17 protein-coding genes and 3 pseudogenes are annotated in these 24,169 nt (G+C 70.9%); 9 read left to right on the forward strand and 11 right to left on the reverse strand.

The features are described from left to right. The first annotated feature begins 393 nt into the window (after window positions 1-393). The 4 genes from AB0927_RS29855 to AB0927_RS29870 all read left to right on the forward strand — a co-directional run bounded on the left by AB0927_RS29855 (window position 394) and on the right by AB0927_RS29870 (window position 12,776). Complete coding sequence (locus AB0927_RS29855) at window positions 394-1,674, forward strand: MFS transporter (protein ID WP_366670864.1); 1,281 nt, start codon at window positions 394-396, stop codon at window positions 1,672-1,674. Beyond that, window positions 1,671-5,024: a beta-ketoacyl synthase N-terminal-like domain-containing protein gene (locus tag AB0927_RS29860; protein ID WP_366670865.1), complete on the forward strand. Its 3,354-nt coding sequence runs from the start codon at window positions 1,671-1,673 to the stop codon at window positions 5,022-5,024. Before AB0927_RS29855 ends, AB0927_RS29860 begins: the two co-directional genes overlap by 4 nt. After that, window positions 5,021-12,472 carry a MupA/Atu3671 family FMN-dependent luciferase-like monooxygenase gene (locus tag AB0927_RS29865; RefSeq protein ID WP_366670866.1) on the forward strand — a complete coding sequence of 2,484 codons (7,452 nt, stop codon included), beginning with the start codon at window positions 5,021-5,023 and terminating at the stop codon, window positions 12,470-12,472. Before AB0927_RS29860 ends, AB0927_RS29865 begins: the two co-directional genes overlap by 4 nt. Before the next feature lie 106 nt (window positions 12,473-12,578). Next, window positions 12,579-12,776, forward strand: a complete 198-nt coding sequence (locus AB0927_RS29870) for a hypothetical protein (RefSeq protein ID WP_366670867.1) — start codon at window positions 12,579-12,581, stop codon at window positions 12,774-12,776. 58 nt (window positions 12,777-12,834) lie between these two features. On the opposite strand, the gene AB0927_RS29875 is transcribed toward AB0927_RS29870, so the two are convergent. The 6 genes and pseudogenes from AB0927_RS29875 to AB0927_RS29900 form a co-directional block, all read right to left on the reverse strand. Beyond that, window positions 12,835-13,158, reverse strand: coding sequence for a transposase (locus AB0927_RS29875; protein WP_366670868.1), 324 nt, complete (start codon window positions 13,156-13,158; stop codon window positions 12,835-12,837). Beyond that, complete coding sequence (locus tag AB0927_RS29880) at window positions 13,067-13,471, reverse strand: transposase (RefSeq protein ID WP_366670920.1); 405 nt, start codon at window positions 13,469-13,471, stop codon at window positions 13,067-13,069. The genes AB0927_RS29875 and AB0927_RS29880 overlap by 92 nt, the downstream gene beginning before the upstream one ends. 288 nt (window positions 13,472-13,759) lie before the next feature. Continuing rightward, window positions 13,760-14,923 (reverse strand): metallophosphoesterase, encoded by a 1,164-nt coding sequence (locus AB0927_RS29885; RefSeq protein WP_366670869.1) that lies wholly within the window; start codon window positions 14,921-14,923, stop codon window positions 13,760-13,762. A gap of 132 nt (window positions 14,924-15,055) precedes the next feature. Beyond that, window positions 15,056-15,160 (reverse strand): annotated as a pseudogene (locus AB0927_RS29890) (IS5/IS1182 family transposase); the annotation flags it as partial. Window positions 15,161-15,184: 24 nt separating this feature from the next. Further along, the gene (locus AB0927_RS29895; RefSeq protein ID WP_366670870.1) at window positions 15,185-15,445 is read right to left on the reverse strand and encodes a hypothetical protein; all 261 of its coding nucleotides are present in this window, start codon (window positions 15,443-15,445) and stop codon (window positions 15,185-15,187) included. Between the two features lie 229 nt (window positions 15,446-15,674). Then, window positions 15,675-16,688 carry a hypothetical protein gene (locus tag AB0927_RS29900; protein WP_366670871.1) on the reverse strand — a complete coding sequence of 338 codons (1,014 nt, stop codon included), beginning with the start codon at window positions 16,686-16,688 and terminating at the stop codon, window positions 15,675-15,677. A gap of 604 nt (window positions 16,689-17,292) precedes the next feature. Here AB0927_RS29900 and AB0927_RS29905 point away from each other — a divergent pair. Then, complete coding sequence (locus AB0927_RS29905; protein WP_366670872.1) at window positions 17,293-18,261, forward strand: TIGR01777 family oxidoreductase; 969 nt, start codon at window positions 17,293-17,295, stop codon at window positions 18,259-18,261. Window positions 18,262-18,451: 190 nt separating this feature from the next. Next, entirely contained in the window at window positions 18,452-19,087 is a 636-nt protein-coding gene (locus AB0927_RS29910) for a GNAT family protein (RefSeq protein ID WP_366670873.1), read from the forward strand. 64 nt (window positions 19,088-19,151) lie between these two features. Here AB0927_RS29910 and AB0927_RS29915 read toward each other — a convergent pair. Further along, window positions 19,152-19,310: pseudogene (locus AB0927_RS29915) on the reverse strand (transposase); the annotation flags it as partial. A 169-nt stretch (window positions 19,311-19,479) separates the two neighbouring features. Here AB0927_RS29915 and AB0927_RS29920 point away from each other — a divergent pair. Continuing rightward, window positions 19,480-19,599, forward strand: a pseudogene (locus AB0927_RS29920) (methyltransferase domain-containing protein); the annotation flags it as partial. Between the two features lie 283 nt (window positions 19,600-19,882). Continuing rightward, the gene (locus AB0927_RS29925; protein ID WP_366670874.1) at window positions 19,883-20,065 is read left to right on the forward strand and encodes a hypothetical protein; all 183 of its coding nucleotides are present in this window, start codon (window positions 19,883-19,885) and stop codon (window positions 20,063-20,065) included. Window positions 20,066-20,299: 234 nt separating this feature from the next. Here the strand turns inward: AB0927_RS29925 and AB0927_RS29930 are convergent, their stop codons facing one another. The 3 genes from AB0927_RS29930 to AB0927_RS29940 are packed head-to-tail and all read right to left on the reverse strand — an operon-like array spanning window position 20,300 to window position 22,213. Then, entirely contained in the window at window positions 20,300-20,719 is a 420-nt protein-coding gene (locus tag AB0927_RS29930) for an arsenate reductase ArsC (RefSeq protein WP_366670875.1), read from the reverse strand. After that, window positions 20,712-21,809, reverse strand: coding sequence for an ACR3 family arsenite efflux transporter (gene arsB, locus AB0927_RS29935; protein WP_366670876.1), 1,098 nt, complete (start codon window positions 21,807-21,809; stop codon window positions 20,712-20,714). Before arsB ends, AB0927_RS29930 begins: the two co-directional genes overlap by 8 nt. After that, window positions 21,806-22,213: a metalloregulator ArsR/SmtB family transcription factor gene (locus AB0927_RS29940; RefSeq protein WP_366670877.1), complete on the reverse strand. Its 408-nt coding sequence runs from the start codon at window positions 22,211-22,213 to the stop codon at window positions 21,806-21,808. The genes arsB and AB0927_RS29940 overlap by 4 nt, the downstream gene beginning before the upstream one ends. A 101-nt stretch (window positions 22,214-22,314) precedes the next feature. On the opposite strand from AB0927_RS29940, the gene AB0927_RS29945 reads away from it, so the two are divergent. Beyond that, window positions 22,315-22,740: an ArsI/CadI family heavy metal resistance metalloenzyme gene (locus AB0927_RS29945; protein ID WP_366670878.1), complete on the forward strand. Its 426-nt coding sequence runs from the start codon at window positions 22,315-22,317 to the stop codon at window positions 22,738-22,740. 155 nt (window positions 22,741-22,895) lie between these two features. Here the strand turns inward: AB0927_RS29945 and AB0927_RS29950 are convergent, their stop codons facing one another. Further along, complete coding sequence (locus tag AB0927_RS29950) at window positions 22,896-24,005, reverse strand: DUF4232 domain-containing protein (protein WP_366670879.1); 1,110 nt, start codon at window positions 24,003-24,005, stop codon at window positions 22,896-22,898. Between the last annotated feature and the right edge of the window lie 164 nt (window positions 24,006-24,169).

Genomic DNA, 24,169 nt, shown 5'->3' on the forward strand with positions numbered 1-24,169 from the left:
GTCTCGGCCTGAGCCGCGTCCGGGAGTACTACCCGGCAGAGTTGAGCGGTGGGAACGCGACCGCCACGCTCCCCCCTCCGACCGCATCACCGTCGAACACGCCCTCGCCGATCACAAACGCTGGAAGCAACTGACCCGCTGGACCCACCGCCGCGACCGCCTGCCCGACGCCTACCGCGCCATCGCCGATCTCGCCTCCGACCGCGCCATCAACGCCTGAAAACCGGCCAGGACCAGGCCACATACGCCCCGCCCGCTATCACGTACCGACTCGTAAGTCAGACCCGTTCCCGTGCGTTGGGTGTGAACGGCGTGACCCGTGGGAAATGTTGGCGCGACATGCGGACGACAGACACGACCGTGGGTCCGTGTCGGCGGAATGGGGGGAATCGGATGCGGTACTTCCGGCTGCTGGTCGCGGGCAACGCGATATCCGCCTACGGCAGTTATCTGAACATGGTGGCGCTGAACGTGTTCGTCTACGACGTGACGCACAGCGCCCTGGCGGCCGGGGTGTTCATGGCCGTCCGGCTGGTGTCCGGAGTGGCCTCCGGATTCGTGAGCGGACGCCTGGTGTCGTCGTTCGACCGCAAGCGGCTGATGGTCAGCGCCGACGTCTGCCAGGGCGCCGCCCTGGTAGTGCTGCTGCTGGCTCCGGACGGCGCCCGGGTCGCCCTGCTGTACGGCCTTGCCCTTGTCACCGGATGCTGTTCGACCCTGTCCCAGGTCGCACTGCGCAGCAGCGTGCCGGAGATCGTCGGCGCGGAGCACCGGACCCGGGCCAACGGGCTGCTGGTCACCGGCCGCTCACTCGCCATGATCGCCGGCTTCGCCTCGGCCGGTGTGGTGGTCGCCCAACTCGGCTACGGCTTCGCGTTCAGCCTGGACGCGCTGACGTTCGCGGTCTCGGCGACCGCCCTCCTCCTGCTCCCGATCCGCACCAGGGCGGCCGCCTCCGGCTCGGTGGGCGAGGAGAGGACCGAGGGCGGCGCGAAGCCGACCGGCGGCCGGACACGGCTGCTGGTCGGGCAGGTCGGTCCGGTGATCCTGGCGATGATCGCCGTGCGCGCGGTGGACGGGCTGGGCTCCTCCTCGCACAACGTGGCCCTGCCGGTGTACTCCAGCATGCTGAACCCGGCGCACCCGGCCACCTTCGTCAGCCAGTTCTGGGCGACCTGGGCGATCGGCAACCTCGTCACCCAGCAGGTGCTGACGGTGCTCACCCGCCGCTCCGGGCGCACGCCCGGGGAACGCGCCTTCGCGCTGGGTGCCTGTGTGATGTCGGCCTGCTTCATCCTGGTGTTCTGCTCGCTGCCCACCCTCGCGGCCATCGCAGTCGCGCTGATCGCCGGGGGCGCCGACGGGTTCACGGAGGTGGTGTACGTCTCCCGGCTGCAGGCGGCGCCCGACGAGCAGCGCGGGCGTCTGTTCGGGCTCTCGGCCTCGGCCGAGAACGGCGGCTTCGGCCTGGGCATGCTGGTCAGCGGCGCCCTGATGGAGTCGTTCACCCCGCTGACGGTGGTGGCCTGGCTGCACGGAGTCGCCATCGTGCTCTGTCTCGCCCTGCTGGTCTGGCTGGTCGTCCGCGGCAGAGGGCCGGTCCCGCAGGAACTCGCGGCGGACGGATCCGAGCGGTTGCCGAGGACTGCCACGCCGGAGGGGTCCGGCCGATGAGCGGTTCCCCCGACCCCCGCATGGCGGTCATCGGCATGGCCTTCCGGCTCCCCGGGGCGGACACATCCGAGCAGTTGTGGCGGATCGTCCGCGACGGCGAGATCCGCATCACGCACTTCGGCCGGCAGGAACTCGCGGCCGCCGGCGTGCCGCCGGAGCTGTACACACGCGACGACTTCGTCGGCGCCTCGGCGATCCTGGACGACATCGCGGGATTCGATGCCCGGCACTTCGGGATGAGCGCCCGGGAGGCCGAACTCACCGACCCGCAGCACCGGTTGTTCCTGGAGTGCGCGCAGCACGCGCTGGAGGACGCCGGTTACCCCGGCGAACGGGGCGGCACCCGGATCGGCGTGTTCGCCAGTACCGGCTACCACCTGTACTCCATGCAGAACTACCTGCTCAACAACGTCCTTCCCGACCGGGAGATGACCGACTGGCTGTCCAGGATGCAGGTCATGGTCGGCAACTACGCCGACTTCACCGCCACCCGGACCTCCTACCGGCTGGGCCTGACCGGCCCTTCCGTCAACGTCCAGACGGGGTGCTCCAGTTCACTGGTCGGCGTGCAACTGGCGGCGCAGTCCCTGTTGTCGGGGGACTGCGACATCGCGCTGGCCGGCGCCACCGCGATCCACCTGCCGCAGGTCCTCGGCTACCACTACGTCAAGGGTTCGATCCTCTCCAAGTCGGGCCGGTTACGGGCCTTCGACGCCGCTGCGGACGGCACCGTCGGAGGCACCGGCGTAGTGGCCGTGGTGCTCAAACGGCTCGACCGGGCACTGGCGGACGGCGACACCGTCCACGGGGTCGTCCGGGGCTGGGGCGTCAGCAACGACGGCTCCCGGAAGCGGGCGTACACCGCGCCCAGCACCGAGGGGCAGCGCGAGGCGATCCGCTACGCCCTCGCGCGGGCCGGGGTCGGCGCGGACACCATCGGTTACCTGGAGACCCACGGCACCGGCACTCTCAAGGGCGACCCGATCGAGTTCGAGGGCGCGACCGCCGCCTTCCGCGAGGACACCGAGCGCACCGGCTACTGCGCGCTCGGCGCCGTGAAAGCCAACATCGGGCACCTCGACGTCGCGGCGGGGCTGGCCGGACTGGTCAAGACCCTCCTGGTGCTGCGGCACGGTGTGATCCCCCCGATGGCCGGGTTCAGCGAGCCCAACCCGCTGCTCGCCCTGGACGGCAGCCCGTTCCACATCCCCCGTGAGGCCACGCCGTGGCGCCAGGGCGCCACCCCGCGCCGTGCGGGTCTCACCTCGCTCGGGGTGGGCGGAACCAACGTGCACCTGGTCCTGGAGGAACCCCCGGACCCGACGCCCCGCACCGCGCGCCACGCCGCCCCGGACGTGCTGCTGGTGTCCGGTAGCTCGGCCGAGGCCCTGGCCGACAACGCCCGCGCGCTGCGCGACCGGCTCCGGGAACGCCCTGCCCTGCCGACCGCCGACCTGGTGACCACCGCCGCGCTGGGCCGTACCCACGGACGTCACCGCGCGGCCGTGCGGGGCGACCGCCCTGGCGCGCTGGCCGAGGCGCTGGACGCCTGGCTGGAGGGCGCGGGCTCCTCGGCGGCCGGGCGCGCCACCACCGCGGCGGGGCCACTCGAGGGCGCGCCCCGGGTGGTGTTCCAGTTCACCGGCCAGGGCTCCCCGTACCCGGGGATGGCGGCCGCCCTCCACGACCGGTTCCCCGTGGTGCGGGAGGTGCTGGAGGTCTGCGACCGCGCCCACCGGGAAGAGACCGGCGACCCGTTGCTGCCGGTGCTCCTGGAGGACGGGGCAGGCGTCCGGGAGGCGTTACGGCGGACCGATCTCGCGCAGCCCGCGCTCTTCGCGCTGCAGTGCGCGCTGGTGCGGCTCTGGCATGAAGCGGGCGTGGTGCCCGACGCGGTGACCGGTCACAGTGTCGGCGAGTACGCCGCCCTGTACGCGGCGGGGGCGCTGCCACTCGCCGACGGCCTGAGGCTGGTCACCGCTCGCGGCCGGCTGATGCGGCGGTTGTGTCCGCCCGGTGCGATGGTGGCGGCAGCGCTCGACCGCCCCCGCGCAGCGGCCCTCACCGCGTCGGTTCCGGGAGCGGAGTGGGCCGTGACCAACGGCGCGCGGGCACAGGTACTCGCCGGGCCCATCGCCGTGGTGGAACGTTTGTGCTCGCTGCTGGAGTCGCAGGGCACCCCGCACGAGCGGCTGCCGGTGGACCGCGCCTTCCACACCGAGCAGATGCGGCCGATGCTGGAGGCGTTCCGGGCCGTGCTGGACGAGGTGCCGTTCACACCGACGCGTCTGACGTTCGTCAGCGCGCTCGACGGCATCGCCCGTCCCGCCGGCTGGGTCCCCGACACGGACCACCAGGTGCGGCACACCAGGGAACCGGTGCGCTTCGACGAGGCGTTGCGCGTCGTCGGCGAGCGGTCGCCGGACATCCTGCTGGAGATCGGGCCGCACACCACACTCAGCTCCCTGGCCCGGCGCGCCCTGCCGAACGTGCGCACGGCCCCGTCACTGCGCCGGGGCGACGGCCTTCGCGCGCTGTGGGGCGCGGCGACGGAACTGCACTGCGCGGGTGCGGACGTCCGCTGGGAGCTGTTCCTCGACGGCTGTGGCGGACGGAGGATCCCCCTGCCCGGCTACCGGTTCCAGCACCGGAACCACTGGACGGGGCCCCGGCCCGGGGCCCCGCAGGACGGAACGACCACAGGAAAGGAACCCGCCGTGGCAGCGGAGCAGGTACAGCGTGAAGCGCTGGTGGAGCGGATACTCGGCGCCATCGTGGAGTCGACCGTCCGGAATTTCGGTGAGGATCGCTCCGCGGTGGCAGCCGACACGACCTTCTTCGACCTCGGGGCCGACTCGCTGCAGATGATCAACGTGCTGCGCGAGTTGGAGAAGGAGTTCGAGGTCAAGATCACCATGCGGGAACTGTTCGAGGAGACGGGCACGCCGCGACTGCTGGCCCGGCTCATCGCCGAGCGTGTCCCGGCGGGGGCGCTGACGGCCACGGCGGGGCCGGCGCCGGAGGGCCTCGCCCCTACGGATGCCCCGGCCTCGTACGCACCACCCGCTCCCGCCCCGGCCGCCGCCTCCGCTCCGGTCGTGCCCGCCCCGCCCGTCGCGGCACCGGCTCCCGTCACCGCGGCCACAGCTTCGGCCGCCCCTCCGGTCGCGCAGGGCGTCGTCCCCGCTCCGGTCGCCGGGGACTTCGTGACCCGAAGTGAGCTGGAGGAACTCGCCCGCCGAGTCGCGCAGTTGTCGCAGATACAGCTGCAGATGATGTCCCAGCTCTCGCAGTTGCTCGCGCTGCAGGCCGCCGCGGTGACGGGCCGGCCGACCGAGGTGGCCCGGTGAGCGATCTCGACAAACTGACCGCCTCCCTGGACCGCGACCTGGCGGCCATGACCGACCTGGCGGGACACATCGCCGGCCAACTGGGCACACCCGCGTCCGCACCCCCCGCCTCCCAGGCGCCGTCCGCCTCGCCCGCCGCCGAGGTGCACGGCCCCCGGGTGACTGTCGCCCCCGGTTCCGGCATGGTGCGGGACGCCTCGCCCCCATCGCAGCGCGCCCATCTGGACGACCTGGTCCGTCGCTTCACCGCGAAGACCCCCACGTCCAAGAGCATCGCCGCCCGTTACCGTCGCGTCCTGGCCGACAGCCGCGCGGTCGTCGGCTTTCGCCGGGCCACCAAGGAGATGCTGTACCCCCTGGCGGGCAGCAACGCGCGCGGATCACGGCTGGAGGACGTCGACGGCAACTCCTACGTCGACATCACCATGGGCTTCGGCGTCCTGCTCTTCGGCCACGAACCCGACTTCGTCCGCGAGGCGGTCCGCGAGCACCTGGCACGCGGCATCCGGCTCGGACCCCGCAGCACCGAGACGGGCGAGGCCGCGGAACTGCTGGCCGGACTGACCGGGATGGAGCGGGTCGCCTTCGCCAACTCCGGTACGGAGGCCAACGCCGCCGCCATCCGGCTGGCCCGCGCCGCCACCGGCCGGGATCGCATCGTCACCTTCCAGGGCGCCTACCACGGGCACGCCGACAACGTGCTGGGGCGCCCGTCCGGCGACGGCACCGTCCCCGTCTCCCGGGGCATTCCGCAGAGCGCCGTGGCGGACCTCACCGTGCTCACCTACGGCAGCGAGGAGGCGCTGGAGGCGATCGAGCGGGATGCCTCGCGGATCGCCGCGGTCGTGGTCGAGCCGGTGCAGAGCCGCCACCCGGCCCTGCAGCCGGTGGAGTTCGTCCGCCGGCTACGGGAACTGACCCGGCGGCACGGGATCGTGCTGCTCTTCGACGAGATGCTCACCGGATTCCGGCCCGCGGCGCGCGGCGCGCAGGAGCTCTACGGAGTCGTCCCCGACCTGGCGACCTACGGCAAGCTGATCGGGGGTGGCTTCCCGATCGGCGCCATCGCGGGCCGCGCCGACATCCTGGACGGTGTCGACGGCGGCTACTGGGACTACGGCGACGACAGCACACCGCCGGCCGACACCACCTTCTTCGGCGGCACCTACCTCCAGCACCCCGTCTCGATGACCGCCGCGCGGGCCGTCCTGGGGCACCTCAAGGAGCACAGCCCCACTCTTCAGGAACGGCTCAACGCCCGGACCGCCGCCCTCTGCACGGGGCTCAACTCCTTCTTCGAGGAGGAGGAGTTCCCGCTGCGGGTACGGTGGTTCGGCTCACAGTTCCGCTTCGAGCATCACGCGGACATGGAGTTGCTGTACCAGCACTTGCTGCTGCGCGGGGTGTACGTCTGGGAATGGCGCAACTTCTTCCTGTCCACGGCCCATACGGACGAGGACGTGGCCTTCGTCGCCGACGCGGTCCGCGACTCCCTGCGCGAGCTGAGAGCGGCGGGCTTCTTCCCCACCCGCCGCCCCGCCGCCTCCGGGCAGGCTCCCCGCGACACCGCGCCGGTGCTCGACTCCGCGGCGTCCGCGCCGACGGCCCACCGAGGCTCCGCCAGGCCGCCCGCCGCCGCGCCCGCCCCGGCCCCGGCACCCGCCCAGCCGCCGGCTCCCAAACCTGCCTCGCCCTCCGCGCCTCCCCCGGCCGCCGCATCCGTCCCGGCCGTGGCCGCGCCGCGATCCGGCTCGAGAACCGAGACGGAGACGGCCGCCGCATCCGCGTGCCGACGCCAAGTCCGCGGTAAGACACCGGACTTCAGCCTCTACTTCTTCGGCGACTACCCCCAGCCCCCCGACGGCGACCGCGCAGGGCGCTACGAACTGCTGTTGGAGGCCGCCCGGTTCGCGGACGAGCACGGCTTCCACGCTCTGTGGATGCCCGAACGCCACTTCAACTCCTTCGGCGGGCTGTTCCCGAACCCCGCCGTGCTCGCCTCGGCCCTGTCCCGCGAGACGCGGCGGGTCCGCCTCAACGCCGGCTCCGTGGTGCTGCCGCTGCACGACCCGATCCGGGTCGCCGAGGAGTGGTCGATGGTCGACAACCTCTCCGACGGCCGCGTCGGCCTCGGCGTGGCGAGCGGGTGGAACGCCAACGACTTCGTCTTCTTTCCCGAGCGGTTCGGCCGCCACAAGGAGGAGATGTTCAGGCAGTTGGAGGAGCTGCGCCGGTTCTGGCGCGGCGAGCCCCTGCTGCGTGCCACCGGGGACGGTGATCGCGAGGTCCGGCTCTTCCCCCGCCCGGTGCAGGACGCCCCGCCCATGTTTACCGCCGTGGTCGGCAACCCGGCCTCCTACGAGCAGGCGGCCCGCCACGACCTCGGCATCGTCACCAACCTGATGACCCAGAGCGTCGAGCAACTCGCGGAGAACATCGCCCGCTACCGCGACGCCCGCGCGCAGCACGGCCTCGACCCCGACGCCGGGCGGGTCGCGGTCCTTCTCCACACCTACCTCGGGGAGTGTCACGACACCGCCCGCGCCGAGGCGTTCGAGCCGATGGCCCGTTACATGCGGGCGTCCTTGTCCCTCTTCAACGGGGTGACCAACAGCCTCGGGCACCAGGTCGACCTGTCCACCTTCAGCGACGCCGACCTCGACGCCCTCTTCCGGCAGGCCTACGGGCGCTACTGCGACCAGAGATCGCTGATCGGCACCGTGGAGGGCGTGCAGCCCGTGGTGGACGCGGTCGCCGCGGCGGGCGCCGACGAGATCGTGGCGCTCGTCGACTTCGGCGTCCCGCCCGGCCTGCTGCGGTCCGGGCTGCCGCACCTCGACGCCCTTCGCCGCCGCACCCGGCAGCGGGCCGCGGAAACCGAGGCGCCCATGTCCCCCGGTCAGGAACGCATCTGGTTCCACGAGAACCTGCTGCCCGGCCGCACCGCCTACAACGAGGTGAAGGCCGTCCGCCTCGACGGCCCTCTCGACACCGCAGCCCTGCGCGAGGCGCTGCGCGCACTCGTCGCCCGGCACGCGAGCCTGCGCACCGTCTTCCGCGAGTCCGGCGGCGAACCCCGCCAGGTGGTCCGCGCGGCGGGCGAGCCGGACTTCGCGGTCGTGGACGGCGGGAACGACGGCGACGCCGCCGTCACGCGCGTCCTGGCGGAGGAGAGCGCACGCCGCCACGACCTCGCCGAGGGCCCGCTGTTCCACATCCGCCTGGTGCGCACCGGCCCGGACCGGCACGTCCTGGTCCTCTCCTTCCACCACCTGGTGGTGGACGCCGCCTCGGCGACCGTGCTCAGCGGCGATCTCTCCGCCCTGTACCAGGCCGCTCGTGACCGCACGGAGGTCGAACTCGCACCTCTGACCTGGAGTTACGCCGAACATGCGGCCGAGCGGCGGGCTGCCGGGGACGGCCCCTCGGCCGCCGCCGACCTCACTCACTGGCGGAGCGTCCTGGGCGGTCCGCTGCCGGTGCTGGACCTGCCCACGGACCGTCCGCGCCCGCCGGTGATGACCTCCAACGGCCGCGCCGTCTTCCGGACCCTGGACGCCGGGCTGTCCCGGAGGCTGCGGGAGCTGAGCCGCGCCAACCGGAGCACCCTGTTCATGACGCTCCTCGCGGGGTACGCCGCGATGCTGCACCGGGTCACCGGCCAGGAGGACATCGTCGTGGGCACACCCGTCTCGGACCGGCCGGAGCGTGCGGAGGGGCTGATCGGGTTCTTCGTCAACACCCTCGCCCTGCGTTTCGACCTCTCCGGCGACCCGTCCTTCCGCACTCTGCTGCGGCGGGTGCGGTCCGTGGCCCTCGACGCCTACGACCACGCGGGGGTCCCCTTCGAGACGGTGGTGCGGGAACTGTCTCCCGAACGCCGGACCGACCGGACCCCGGTGTTCCAGGTGCTCGCCGAATTCCAGCCGGCCGAGCCCTTCCGCTTCGATCTCCCCGGGATCACGGCCACCCCGCTGGACGCCGGCCCCGACAAGGCGCTGACCGACCTCACCGTCTACTTCACCGACCAGCCGCAGGGCATCCGCTGCCACCTCGAGTACAACAGCGATCTGTTCGACCCGGAGACCGTCGACGGCTTCTTCGGGGTCCTCGACGATCTGCTCACCGCGGCGGCCGACGCCCCGGACACCCCGCTCTCCGCGGCGGTCCGGACGGCGGCGGACGGCGACCCGGTACCGGAGAGCTGGGAGCGCGGGGCGGAGCGTCCGGTGGACGCCACCACCCTCCACGCCTGGGTGGCACGCCGGGCCGGCGAACGGCCCGACGCGCCGGCAATCCTCGACCGCGGCTCGGTGCTGACGTATGGCGAGTTGGACGAGCGCGCGGGCCGTCTCGCGGCCGCGCTCCGGGAGCAGGGCCCTCTCGCGGACGACCCGGCGGCGGTGGTCGCCGTCCGGCTGCCCCGTTCCGCGGACCTGGTCGTCGCCGCCCTGGCCGTGCTGAAGACGGGCCGCGCCTACGTGCCGCTCGACCCGTCCCTGGGCGCGGCGCGGGCGGCCCAGGTGATCGCCGAGTGCGGTGCCCGGACGGTAGTGTGCCGGCCGGAGGCCGCGGCCGAACTCGGTCTGCCCGCCACGGTCGCCGTCGTACCGCCCGACGCGGGCCCCACGGGACCGGCCGGCGCCACCGTGTCCGGCGTCCCGCAGACCCCGGACGGCGCCTCCCCCTGCTGCGTCCTGTACACCTCTGGCAGTACCGGCGTGCCCAAGGGGGTGGTGCTGACCCACCAGGGCCTCGTCGACCTCTGCCAGTGGCACCACCGGCGGTTCGACCTCCGGGAGACCGACCGCTCGGCGCTGGTCTCCAGCCAGAGTTTCGACGGCTCGCTGCTCGAACTGTGGCCCGCGCTGACGGCCGGGGCGTCCGTCGCCGTGGCCGACGACGAGGTCCGTCGCGACCCGCGCGACCTGGCGCGCTGGTACGCCGCCCACCGTGTCACCGTCACCTTCCTCCCCACCGCGCTCGGTGAGCAGGTGCTGCGCCTGCCCGCCGGGGACCAGCCGCCGTTGCGGGTCCTCATGCTGGGGGGCGAGGCGCTGCGCACCAGGCCGCGCCAGGAAGCACCCTACGAGACGGTGAACATCTACGGGCCCACCGAGACGACCGTGCTGTGCACCACCGACACGGTCGCCCCGGACGGCGAGGGCCCCGTTTCGATCGGCCGGCCGGCCGACAACGTGCGCCTGCGGGTGGTGGACGACACGGACAAGCCGGTCCCGGTCGGCGCGGTCGGTGAGCTGTTGGTGGGCGGACCGGGGCTGGCACTCGGCTATCGTGGGCTTCCCGATCTCACGGCCGAGCGCTTCATGGCCGACCCCGCCGGCGGGGACACGGCAGCCGACCGCTTCTACCGCACGGGTGACCTGGTGCGGTGGACGCCCCTGGGGCGGCTGGAGTTCGTGGGGCGCCGCGACGACCAGGTCAAGATCCGCGGTTTCCGGGTCGAGCCGGAGGAGGCCGCCCGCGCGCTGAACGAGCTGACCGGTGTGTCCCGCGCCGTGGTGCTCGGGCTGCGGCGGGAGAACGGTGAGGCGTATCTCGCCGCGTACGTGGAACCCGACCGCGCGCTCGACGACGGCCGCCCGGAGCGGGAGGCGTTCGCCGGGCGTCTGGCAGCGGAGCTGGCCGCACGCCTGCCGGACCATCTGGTTCCGCGCGCCTGGCGGATCGTCCCGGTGCTCCCGCTGACCGGGACCGGCAAGCTGGACCGCGACGCCCTTCCCGCGCCCGACCTGGTCACCCCTGTCGCCCGGCCCGCGAGCCCCGCCGGATCCGTGAGCCCCGCGGAGCTCGAGAGGGCCACCGAGCCGGTGGACGCCATCGAGCACGGAACGACCGGGGACCACGGCGAGCGCGGCACCATGGAGAGCGGACGGACGCCCGGCACGGGGAGACGCGGCCGCATCGAGCGGCGGCTGTGGGAGTTGTGGGCCCAGGAGTTCGGCCTCGCACCCGAACAGCTCGGTGCCGACGCGCATTTCTTCGACCTCGGCGGCCACTCGCTCAGCGCCATGCGGCTGGTCAACCGGGTCCGCGAGGAGTGGGGCGACGACTACCCGATGGTCCTCTTCTACCAGGAGCCCACCCTCGGCGCGATGGCGGCCCGCCTCGCCGGGAGTGGTGCCGCCCCCGCCCTGCGCGAGGGCCCGGCCACCGAGACGCAGGCCCGGTTCGCCGAACTGCACGCCGCCCACGACCGGCCCCAGGTGTTCAACGTCGGCCTGCGCATCACCCTCCGGGGACCGCTCGACGAGGACGCTCTGCGCCGCGCCCTGGACGGGCTGGTGGAGCGTCACGAGGCGCTGCGCACGCGGCTGGTGTGCGACGGGGAGGGCGCCTGGCGGCAGGAGGTGCTCGCCCCGCGCCCGGTGGACTTCCCAGTGGAGGACCTGACCGGCCTGTCCGGTCCGGACCGCGAGGCCGCACTGCGCCGGGCGGCCGAGCGGGCCGCCGAGACACCGCTGGACCCCGCTACCGGAGAGGTGCTGTCCGGCAGGCTGTTGCGCGCCGGGGAACAGGAACGGACCCTGCTGCTGGTGCTGCACCACTGCGCCTGCGACGGGTGGACGGTGAGTCTGCTGCTGCGCGAACTCGCCGTGCTCTACCGGGCCTTGCTGGACGGCACGGACCACGGGCTGCCGTCGGCGCCCCAGCAGATCGAACACGCCCACCGCCAGGCCGAACGGGACGCCGCCACCTTCGGGCGCCGGCTCGAGTACTGGCTGCGGGAGCTGGACGGGGCGGACTTCTCTGCGACCGTGCCACCGGACCGGCGACGCCCCGAGACCCTGAGCGGGCGGGGCGGCGTGGTGACGTTCACGGTGCCGGCCGAGGTGCGGGCAGACGTGCAGCGGCTGGCCGCGCGGTGCGGCACCACCCCGTTCGCGGTGACGGCGGCCGCCCTGGGCCGCACGATCGCCGGGGAGACCGGCGCGGCCGACGTCCTGCTGAACATCTCCTACGCCAACCGGGAGAGCAGTGACGAGGAGGCACTGGTGGCCTGCACGGTCACCGGGTTCACCCTGCGGGTGAGGGACGCGGCCGCCGGTCCCTTCGCCGACCTGGTGGACCGGGTGTCCCTCACAGCGCTGAGGGGCATGGACCACGCCTTGCCGGTCCGTCGCATCGCGCCCGCGATGCGCGAGCGCACGGGGGCGGAGATGCCGGCGATGCTGCCCCTGGGGTTCGCCTACCAGAGCTCGCTGGACACCGGATTCTCCCTCCCCGGGGTCAAAACGTCCGTCGAGGACCTGGCACCGGCCGCGGCACGTTCGGAGTTCATCGTCGTCCTCACCCCCGCAGGGGATGTGCTGGAGGGGGCCGTGGAGTACTCCTCGGATCTGTGGGACCGGGAGACGGTCGAGTCCTGGACCGGCCGGTACATCGCGGTCCTGCGGAAGTCGGTGCGGGAGGTGCTGGAAGGCTGACGCCCGTTCGGGCCACGGCGCCTCGCCGGCAGGCACCAGCTGGACCAGTTGCAGCGTCCAGCCGGACAGGACGGTGCCTGGCCCGGCCGGTACGCCCGACCGGTAGATGCCGACGACGTCGACCAGCCGCCCGGCCGCGATCTCGCACGGTGACCACCGGATCGCCATGACGGCGGCGGTCGCCGCGGCGTGCGTGGAGCGCACGACGGTGATCTACGGCCAGGATTCAGTGGCGACCGGCTACCCTGGGTTCGCGGCCGACTTGGTGCGGCTGACCGGAGCGAGCGCCCAGCCCGGCGAGTAATCGAAGGCGAAACGCCTGGTGGAGCGGGGGTGGGCGCTCCAAGTGCGGCCGGGGGTGTTCACCCCGCTCGGGTCGCCAGTCGCCTCAAGGCGCCTGGCCGGCGCCCCGCCAGGCGGCTGCTCATGAGCATGGTCATGGACCACAGCACCATGGCCTCGTGCATCGCGGGCAGCGTCTCGAAATCGCGCACCAGGCGGCGCGAGCGCATCAGCCAGCTCAGAGTGCGCTCCACCACCCACCTGCGCGGCAGCACCACGAACCCGCTGGTGTCGTCGGCGCGCTTGACGATCTCAAGGGTGAGTTGGAGTTTCTCGGTCGCCCAGTCGACGAGCCGGGCCGCATACCCGCCGTCCGCCCAGACGAGGCGGACGGAGAAGTACATGTTGCGCAGCCTCTCCAGCAGGGGGGACGGCGGCGTCGCGGTCCTGCACGTTCGCCACGGTCACCGCGACAGCCAGGACCAGGCCGAGGCAGCCCACCACCAAGTGCCGCTTTCGGCCTCCCATCTTCTTCCCGCCGTCCCAGCCGGATGTTGAGCGCGCGATGTTTGCTGCTGCCCGCACCGACTGCGAGTCCACGATCGCGGCCGTCGGGTCCACCGCACGGCCCTCCTTCTCCCGCACACGGTCGCGCAGCCGGTCGTGGAACTCGGTGAGCAGGCCCGTCACCTGCCAGCGGCGGGCGAAGGCGTGCACACGCCGGTACGGCGGGAAATCCGCAGGCAAGTTGACTCACTTGACGCCGTTGTCGACCACGTAGCGCACTGCGTCCAGCATCACACGGTGGCAATAGACCTCCGGCACGACGGAGACGGTGCGTTGGACTCCACGGGCGCGAGCGCGAAAGACTGCAGCAACAGGGCCTCCTGGTGCTCGTTGGCTTCGACAACCCTCGAGCTACCGCGAGGCCCTGCCTTCATGCGCCGACCGCACCGCGATCACCCGATCAATACTTGTTCGGGTGATCGGTAAGCGGATGGCTTCTCAGTTACAGGTGCCGCTGCCGGAGTCGCTGTACTGCAGCGCCGTGGAGTCGAAGCCGGGGCCGGGCAGGACGGGCTTGTAGTCCCAGCTGTAGCTGTTGGACTTGAGGGTGAGCTTCATGACGCCGAAGGCGCCGGCCTGGGCGGTGACCACGTTGGGGTTGTCGTAGTTGCCGGGCGTGCCGGCGAGGGCGTCGAGGGCCTCGCCGCCGGAGCCGACGATGAACTCCGGGATGCCGTGGGCCGGGTCGTACTGGCCGGCGGGGTTCATCGGGCGCAGCCGGGCGTACGCGTGCTCGTGACCGTTGAGGATGAGCGTGGCGTGGTGCTGGTAGAGGAGCTTCCACCAAGCGTCGGTCGCTGCGCCCTCGGCGCCGCCGGCGCCCGGCGCGGACGCGGGCACCGTGGCGGTCGAGGCCGTGGTGGCGCTGAAGGTCGCCTGGTGCCAGTACGCGATGGTGCACTGACGCTTGTTGGCGGCCAGGTCGTCCGAGAGCCACTGGGTCTCCTGGCCGAGGAGGCCGTTGTCCGTCGTGGAGCAGTCGTGTTTGAACGCGTCGGAGTCGCACTCGGCGTTGAGCGAGATGATGTGCCAGTTGCCCAGGTTGTATGAGTACCACCCCTGCTTGTCGGCGGTGTCGTCGCCGGCCTGGCCCTGGGTGCCCGGCGTGCCGGCCTGGTCGTGGCCGTTGAAGTAGCCGAAGTAACCGGCACCGTTCTGCCCGGCCTCGTTGTCGCCCTTCTTGGTATACGGGTAGTACTCGTGGTTGCCCGGCGCCGGACGTTCGAGCATCCTCAGGCCACCCCATGCCTGCTCGAAGGACTGCTCGAAGTCGGTCAGCTTGCCGACCTGATATTGCTCGTCGCCCAGCAGTGCCACGGCATCGGGGTGCATGTCCGTGGCCTGCTTGGCGGTGGCGAACTCGGCGCTCATGCCGCCCAGGGTGGGGCTGCCGCACTTGAGCGACGCCGGGGTGGCGGCGTTCTCGGCGTCGTCGGGCTCGCAGGCGATGTCGCCGACCGCCGCCAGGGTGTACGAGGCCGCGCTGTGGTGGGCGTAGGGCCAGTCGCTGTCGCTCTGGTTCGCGGCGGCGACGGCGGTGCCGGTGACCGCGAGGACGGCCAGGCCGACAGCTGCGGAGGAGATCTTGGTGACGCGTCTCATGCGGGGTGTCCTTCCACGGCGGGAGTAGCCAACGCACGTTAGGCAGTCGATCTATCAGTTGACGCAAACACGTCCCAACGGTTCGGTGAACTCTGTTCGTTGCAGGGCGACCACGGCATCCCTGCTGCGGACGTAGCCGCCGTCGGCGATGACGGTGGTCTTGCCGACCGCGTCCTTGGCACCGGACAACTCCCACGCCTTGCAGTCGTTGCGGTTGCCGGGCAGCTGCCGGCCGACGTTCCCGTTCCCCACCTCCGGTCATCAATCCACCCTCGACTCTGATCGTCCCGTATCTGTCGACGTTGACCGGGCGTTCCGCAGTACCGGGGCCGGGAGGTCAACAGAGCCGCTGCCGGGGCGGCGATCGATCTGTGCAAGTTTGTCATTCGCGCCGTCCAGGCTCGTCTGGAGGCCTTCTACTTCGCCGAACCAGCCTTCGCGTTCGGCTTCGGCGATGCGTGCGATGAGGTTGTCGCGGATCTCCCGGATGCGAAAGCGCTGGTTGGGGTCCGGCCAGTGCATCGAACATCGCAGGCAGGCGTGCTCATGAATACAAGGGGTGAGAAGGCCCGGCCGCATAGCCCCGTGGCGACTTTGCGTCGCTCAAAGTGACCGAGGAACTCCTGCCACTCGGCGTCGGTGGGCGCGCGGTATTCCTCGCTGGGTCGCAGGGATCTGCGTCGGGCGAGAAAGGCCAGGTGGGACTTGATGGTCTCCTCCGGATAGACCGCCTTGTAGCCGATGGTCACGGCTATGTCCTGGTGCCCGGCGATGACCGGGGCGATGTGCGGGGGCAAGCCGTTGAGGATCGCGTCGGTGATGAAGATCCGGCGGAAATCGTGCGGCGTGTAGTGCAGCTAGAAGCATTTGACCAGCTGGTAGGTCTGGCCGCGCAGCGTTCCGTAGTCGAGGGTGGGCTGGCGTTCTTTGAGGTACTCCACCAGCAGATCGCGGATCGGACGGCAGCTGACCGGGTAGCTGTCGACGACTCCTCGACGGGGCGCTGGCCGATGCTGCGGATCTCGCGCAGGGTCGGGACGCCGACGCCGAAGACGCCGGTCTCGCGCAGCGCCCGGAACGTCGCCGAGCCCGAGCGGCGCTGCCCCCGCAGCCCGGCCTCGACCTCCAGCACCTCCAGCAGGTCGCCGACGACGATGTCGGCCACCGTCCCGCCCTTGGCGGCGATGATGACCGCGGTGCGGAACAGCGCGGCGCGGCGGTCCATATCGCTGATTCCGTCGTCGGCCCGGCAGAAGTCGTCGAGCCGGGCGAACCCCTCGGTGTCGCGAGCTCGGATCATGTTCCTGGCGAGCTTGCGCTTCTTGCCGCCGGTCAGCAGCCAGTGCAGAGACGGCCGGACCACGTCGGCCCCGATCATGACGACCAGGGAACTGGTCATGGTTTCGAGCCGGGTGCGCGAGCTTTTCCCGTGCTGCTCCAGCCAACGTGCCGGCCCGGCGGCCCATTGCTCTCCGTCTGCATCCGCCCCGCTCGCGTGCCAGCGCTCGTGCCAGGTCCGGCCCGGCTGCTCAGCCAGCCAGTCCAGCATCAGCGTCAGACCGCGTCGGCGGAAGTCGTGGTTGCGGGGATCCTCCTGCCGCGGCGTCGCCTCGACCCACATCCGCGGCACCTCGTCGCGGTCCATCTCGGCGGCTGGCCAGTGCGCCGCCGAAGGCCGCGGCGGGAACTTCTCAGCCTGCTGCTCGGCCGACAAGTGCGACCTGGAGACCACGGGTGGGGCGGCCAGCCGCCCGGCGGTGATCACGCCAGGCCCTTGCCGAACAGCACGTCCATCGTCTCCACTCGGCTCGTCCTGCTGCCTGCAGATCACGGAAGTAGTCGGTCACTGCCTGGACGCAGACACCGGCCGGGTCGATCAGACGATACGGCTCCCACCGGCTCCCGGTCGCCAGCAGCGATCCGACGCCGGGAACGACAAGCGCCGCCCGATCCCGGTGCTCTTCCCGTCTCCGATCATGAGCAGGAAACGTAGAGCACGGAGTCAGTATCTGTCCCCTGAACTGCGAAGTCCCTGGCCATAGTTCAGTCAATAGAAGCCAGCTACTTCAACTCTGCCAGCGACTCGAGCTCGGGCACCGCCCCTCGGGCCAATGCCGACCTGCGCAACCTCGCCATCGGTGCCCTCCGCCTGCAGGGCACCGGAGTATCGCCGCCGGCCTCCGCCACCACGTACTCAACGCCCTCCCCCCGACCACCCTCGGCATAACGTGATCGAACCGGACACGTTCCCAACTGACGTCCAGCACCCTGTGCCGCACGGCGAGGCTGGCTGAAATCGTGGACTGCACCCCAAGTTTTGAACGCGTTCAACTACCGTCTAGGCTCACCGAGACAAAGGAGGGGTAGCAGTGAAGATGGTGATTCCTGGGGGTACCGGACAGATCGGCGCGGTGCTGAAGCGGGCACTCAGCGCTGCCGGCCACGAGGTCGTGATTCTCACCAGACGCCCCGGGCACGAGGGCGAGGTCCAATGGGACGGTCAGACCCTGGGACCATGGACGGCTGCGCTGGATGGCAGCGATGTCGTGATCAATCTGGCCGGGCGCACTGTGAGTTGCCGATACACGGCGGCCAACCTGAAGGACATGATGGACTCCCGGGTCGACTCCACCCGGGTCGTGGGCGCCGCGATCGCGGGCGCTGCCCGGCCGCCCCGGCTCTGGCTGCAGATGAGCACCGCCACGGTGTACGCGCATCGTTTCGACGCCCCCAACGACGAGGCCACCGGGGTGATCGGCGGTACCGAACCGGGTGTGCCGGACTACTGGGCGTACAGCGTCGAGATCGCCAAGGCATGGGAGCAGGCTCAGCAACAGGCCGAAACGCCGGCCACCCGCAAGGTCGCTCTGCGCTCGGCGATGGTGATGAGCCCGGACCCCGGCGGGGTCTTCGCCGTCCTGCTGGGACTGGCCCGCCTGGGTCTCGGCGGCCCTGTCGCCGGAGGAGCGCAGTACGTGTCGTGGATCCACGAGTACGACTTCGTGCGCGCGGTGGAGTTCTTGATCGAGCGGGTGGACATCGCAGGACCGGTGAACCTGACGGCTCCCCATCCTCTGCCGCAGCGCGCCTTCATGCGCACCCTGCGCTCCGCGTGGGGTGCGCCGGTGGGTCTCCCCGCGGCCAAGTGGATGGCCGAGGTCGGCGCGTTCGCTCTGCGTTCCGACACCGAACTGCTGCTGAAGAGCCGCCGCGTCGTCCCGGGCCGACTGACCCAGGCGGGCTTCGACTTTCAGTACGCACAGTGGCCGCAGGCCGCGGATGAGCTGGTGCGTCGGGTACGCAAACAGGTCGGCGGCGGTTCCGCGGCACGCGGGTGAACAGATCAGAGACAGCGGCCAGGCCGGCACCCCGCCGGGCCCTGGCCAGCCTGTGCCGCACCGGCCACCATGCGCACAACGCCACCCTCCCCCGGCCAGCCCCGGCATCACGCGATCAAACCAGACAGATCAACCGAAACGACGCCGTCCTGGGCGGAAAAACGACAACGGCCGTGGTGAAGGCCGGCTGATGCTGCTGGCAGTCGCCCGGCTCCCTGACCAGGTCGCGTCGCGGCGCAACGCACGTGACAGGCGATGCCTGCTGGGGAAGACTCGCGGCGTGCGTGATCGTGTAGATGCTTTCTCTGACCTGGTGTTGCGGAGATGGACGGCCGACGACGCCTGGGCGGTGATGACCGCGTTCGCGGATCCGCTCATGCGTGGTCAGTCCGTCGAGCCGGTTGACTCAATCCAGGCTGCTGAGCGATGGATAACGGCTCGTGGTGACCAATGGGCTACGGATTCCGCCTATTCCTTCGCCGTCGTCGACGCTAGTGACCTCGTTCTCGGCCAGGTCTGTGTCGGCTCGGTAGATCGGCGTCATGCCGTTGGCTGGGTGTCCTACTGGACGATGGCAACGGCTCGCGGCCAGGGCACGGCTTCCCGTGCCTGCCGCGCTGTCGCCCGCTGGGCCTTCGACGATGCCGAACTCTTCCGGCTGGAGCTTGGGCACCGGGTGAACAATCTCGCCTCATGCGGTGTGGCTCGCGCTGCCGGCTTCGCGGTGGAAGGCCGGCAGCGACAGAAACTCGAATACGGCGGTGTGCGCTTCGACGTGGAACTCCATGCACGTCTGGCAACGGATGCGGAGCCTGTGTCATCGTGAAAGGGCGCCGCGGGGACAGGGCCCGCTGCTCATGAGGGCAACAGGCCATCGTGTGAGTGCCGGTGAAGCCCCAGACAGTTCGCCGCGGCGGGAAAACGGCAGGCAGGGCCCGCCACGCGCCTCCGGTGTCGACGACGTACCGGATCTCGTCGACGATCTCGCGGCGTGGGTACTTCTCCGGGCGTCCGCCTCACGCGGTCTCACAGGCCAGAGTGGGCAGCAGCGGTTCCTTCCCCGAACTACCGGCGGCAGCGCGTCAGCGACCGTCGGCAAACCAGCGGCGTCTCCGTGGACGGCCCCACAGCTTGTGCGTTCGCGACCGACGCTCCGAAGAAGCCCCCGAATCGACACGACCTCGGCCGAATGTCCAACCAGGTGCCGAACGGCCGTCGGTGCTGGAGGTGGGCTGCGGTACCCGCCACGCGACGCGCTCGCTGGCAGCACTCGGATGTTCAATACCGGCCATCGAGCCAGGCGCAGACATGGCCGCACTCGCTCGCCAGCGGCTCGCCACCTCCCGGACATCGCGATGCTGACGGTCGACGTGAACACCGAGATCGTGCGCGTTGACGCATACTGCGCCACAGCCGGGGCCACCTGCCCGGGATGCGGAGCCTGGTCGACTCGGGTTCACGGTACCCGCCCCTCCCCGAGCCGTCGCCGGATGGACGCTCCGGCGCCCGGGCGCCCTCACCGAATCCGAGCAGTCCAGCTCAGTCCGGACGCACTGCCCCGAACTTGACGCCCTCACCCGCCACCTCCGGTCCTTCGCGGCCATGCTGCCCGGTAGGCAAAATGCAGCTACCGAACTGGCTCGACGCCGTCCGGCAGGACGATCTGCCCAGAGACACCGCTGTGCTCAGCAGTCGGACGTCGTACTCGGTCCAGCAACCGGAGATCTCGATGCCGACCTCGCTGCTGCAGCGGGCGCACGACAAGTTCGGTCCGTTGAGCCCGTCCAGTCTGCAACACCCGTAAAGCCGAGACGGGTCCATATGGGGCCGCAGCAGTACACCGTCCAGTGGGTTGATCACCCAGGTGGCAGTGTCCCCAGCGGAACCGTACGGATCCGGGTCACCGGAGAAGGAACCCACCCGCACCGTCGAGGGTCCGTACGTGTAGTGCGCCCTGCCCCTCACCGCAGGCAGTGGCTTCCACGCACGTTGCTCCAGCGGACTCGACAAAGGAGCTGTTGTCAGCGCTGCGCTGCGGTCATGAGCGGATCTGAACACTGAGTTCGATCATCAGATTCCGGACGCGCTTTTCGATGCCGTCGCGGATGAACCGGACGGCATCGACGCCCTGGCCGGCGGGGTCGGGGAGTTGCCAGTCGAGGTAGCGCTTGCCGGGGAACACGGGGCAGGTGTCGCCGCAGCCCATGGTGATGACGACGTCCGACGCCTGGACGGCTTCCACGGTGAGCACCTTCGGGCGCTCGGCCGCGATGTCGATGCCCACCTCCGCCATCGCTTCCACGACGGCCGGGTTGACGGTGGCGGCCGGGGCCGAGCCGGCGGAGCGGACCTGGACCCCGTCGCCCGCGAGGTGGGTAAGGAAGGCGGCAGCCATCTGTGAGCGGCCTGCGTTGTGAACGCAGACGAACAGCACGGAGGGGGCGGCGGTGTCAGGCACAGGCGGGGTCTTCCTGGGACGCGGGGACGGAGGTGGCGGTGAAGTAGCGGCGTGCGTACAGGGCGACGTAGACGAGGCCGATCAGGACGGGCACTTCGATGAGCGGGCCGACGACGCCGGCGAGGGCCTGGCCGGAGGAGGCACCGAAGGTGGCGATCGCGACGGCGATGGCCAGCTCGAAGTTGTTGCCCGCAGCAGTGAAGGCCAGCGTTGTGGCGCGCGGGTAGTCGAGACCGACGGCGCGTCCCAGGGCCATGGATCCGGCCCACATGACAGCGAAGTAGGCCAGCAGCGGCAGGGCGATGCGGGCCACGTCGAGGGGCTGGGAGGTGATGGCTTCCCCTTGCAGGGCGAAGAGGATGACGATCGTGAACAGCAGTCCGTACAGGGCGAAGGGGCCGATACGGGGGATGAGCTTGGCTTCGTACCAGGTGCGGCCCTTGGACTTCTCGCCGATACGGCGGGTGAGGTAGCCGGCCGCGAGCGGGATGCCGAGGAAGATCAGCACGCTGCGGGCGATCTCCCACACCGGTACGTCGAGGCCGGTCTGCTCCAGACCCAGCCAGCCCGGCAGGACGGACAGGTAGAACCAGCCGAGCGCCGAGAAGGCGACGACCTGGAAGACGGAGTTCAGGGCGACCAGGACGGCGGCGGCCTCGCGGTGGCCGCAGGCCAGGTCGTTCCAGATGATCACCATGGCGATGCAGCGGGCCAGGCCGACGATGATCAGCCCGGTGCGGTAGGCGGGCAGGTCCGGCAGGAACAGCCACGCCAGGGCGAACATCAGCGCCGGGCCGACGATCCAGTTGAGCAGCAAGGACGGCAGCAACAGGCGGCGGTCGCGGGTGACGGTGTCGAGGCGGTCGTATCGCACCTTGGCCAGTACCGGGTACATCATCACCAGCAAGCCCAGGGCGATCGGCAGGGACACCCCGGTCACGGTCACCTTGGCCAGCGCGCCGCCCAGGCCCGGGACCAGACGGCCCAGGCCCAGCCCGACAGCCATGGCTACGAGGATCCAGACAGCCAGGTAGCGGTCGACGAAGGACAGGCGCCCCGCTACGTTCCCCTCGGACGCGGCAGCGCTCACGAGGCGGCTCCGGCCGACGCGGTGCGGTCGGGCAGCGGCTCACCCGCGGGCCGGGTCAGGATGCCGGCGAGACGGTCGGTCATCTCCGGGACCAGCCAGTAGTAGACCCACGTGCCGCGCCGCTCGCAGTCGATCAGACCGGCCTGCCGCAGCAGCTTCAGGTGGTGCGAGATCGTCGGCTGGGACAGGTCGAAGGCCGGGGTCAGGTCGCAGACGCAGACCTCGCCACCCGCACGGGAGGCGATCATCGACAGCAGCCGCAGCCTCACCGGGTCACCGAGCGCCTTGAACACCTTCGCCAGCTCCGCGGCCTGGTCCTCGTCCAGGGGGGCGGTCAGCAGTCCTGGGCAGCAGGTCTCGGTCCCGTCGGTCTGGCCGAGCACGACCAGCTCTTGATTCGACATGCGTCTATGTTGACATCCTTCGATGCAGTGCGCAATCTTGCATCGACAGACATCAATGCAGTCGCCGTGAGCATCAACCGAACCCGGATGGGAGTCCCGTCATGTCCCGTGCTCAGCTCGCCCTGCGTGTCAGCGACCTGGAGGCGTCGATCGCCTTCTACTCGAAGCTGTTCGGAACCGAACCCGCCAAGCGGCGCGCCGGCTACGCCAACTTCGCCATCACCGAGCCCCCGCTCAAGCTCGTACTCATCGAGGGCGAGCCCGGCGAGGAGACCCGCCTCGACCACCTCGGCGTCGAGGTCGAGTCCACCGACCAGGTCACGGCCGCCACCACCCGGCTGAAGGAAGCCGGCCTGGCCACCTTCGAGGAGAACGACACCTCCTGCTGCTACGCCCTCCAGGACAAGGTCTGGGTGCACGGCCCCGGCAAGGAACCCTGGGAGGTCTACGTGGTCAAGGCCGACGCCGACACCCTCGGAAAGAGCGCCAGCGCCACCCCGCAGGCATGCTGCAGCACCACGCTGTAACAGTCCCCCGGCGCGTGGACCGCAACCAGAACCAGAACCGGCTTCAGTCCACTCGCCTGCACGATATTTGGCACGATCGCGCCTGACCTGCGGTTCACCCCGTCCCACGTCCCTGACGCGGCTGTCACTTCACCGTGACAACGTCCCGGCCGGGTTCAGGCGCCGGTGGGGATGGTGACGAGCACGTAGGGAAGATTGGGCGGATAACCTTGAGTGAGGAGCCGCCAGGTGATGTTCAGTTTCGGCCCGGGGAAGGCGGCGGCCCGGGGGATGTCCGCCTGCATGGCGAACCGCACGGAGCCGTGCGCCGGAACGCGCCGAACGGGGCGGTTGTTGAGCAGATACGCCTTCTGGCTGCTCAGGCCCTCGTGGCCCCGCGTGCCCATGCACAGGACGTCCAGCGTGTAGCCCGGCCGCCCTGCCAACGACACGTCCTTTCCGGTGGGGTTGGACAGCGTCACGGTGAAGTCGACGGTCTGGCCCGGCCGTACACGCTTCGGCAGGTCCGAGACCCGGGCGGTGAGCGTACTGAGGGTGGAGGTGGCGGGGCGCGTCGGCTGCGCGTCGCCGTCGGAGACCGGCCCGGGCGAGAGGAAGGACCTGAGCTCGGGGTGCGTGCTGTCCTGTACGCACCCCGGCACGGTCTGGTCCGCCAAGCGTACGGAGATGCTGCCGGTGCCGGGCAGTTCAGCGGCCAGGGCGTAGGGGCCGGGTGAATCCGAGCAGTAGGGGGCGTCCCAGTCCAGGCGGAAGTTCGCCTTGCCGCCCGGCGGCAGACCGACGGCCGAACCGCTGCTCCGGGTTGATGAGTGCCCGACCGGTACCGGCTTGCCGCCCGCGGACAGCCGCAACTTCGGTACGCCTTGCAGCTTGCACGCCGTGTGCGAGGTGTTGGTCAGCACCGCGAAGCCGTACAGCGAGGAGTCCATGACGGGGTCGTTCACCTCGCCGTGGGTGCTCTTGTGGATCCAGCTGTCGAGCACGGCGTCCACCTGCGAGGCATGGCAAGTCGGTCCGGTCGCGGGGGGTGGCGGCACGGCGGAGGCGGCGAAGTCCGCGTCCGTTGAGGGTTCGTTCACCCAGGGCACCGTGCCGTCCGGCTCCAGCGTCGCAGGCGCGGACAGCCGCGGGTGCGGTGTCATCTGCCGCCCGGCCGCAGACGTTCCGTCAGCGTTGGTGCCGGTGTCGGTGCCGCATCCCGCAATCGTGGAGGCGAGTGCTGCCGTCCATACCGCGAGCGTTATCAACTGCCGTGCCTTGCGCATGGTCCCCTTCCGTACGCGGAATCGGCCTGCCGGCAGCCATGTTCGCCAAAGGAATGGATCACCGCCGTCTCGGGCAAGGGTATCTTCAACGCCACGCCAGCCATGGCCAAGGCTGCGCAGCAGCCCATGAACGAGGCGGGTTCCATGGGGAGTTGCCCCTCACC

The organism is Streptomyces sp. NPDC048106 (assembly GCF_040706415.1).
GTDB lineage: Bacteria > Actinomycetota > Actinomycetes > Streptomycetales > Streptomycetaceae > Streptomyces.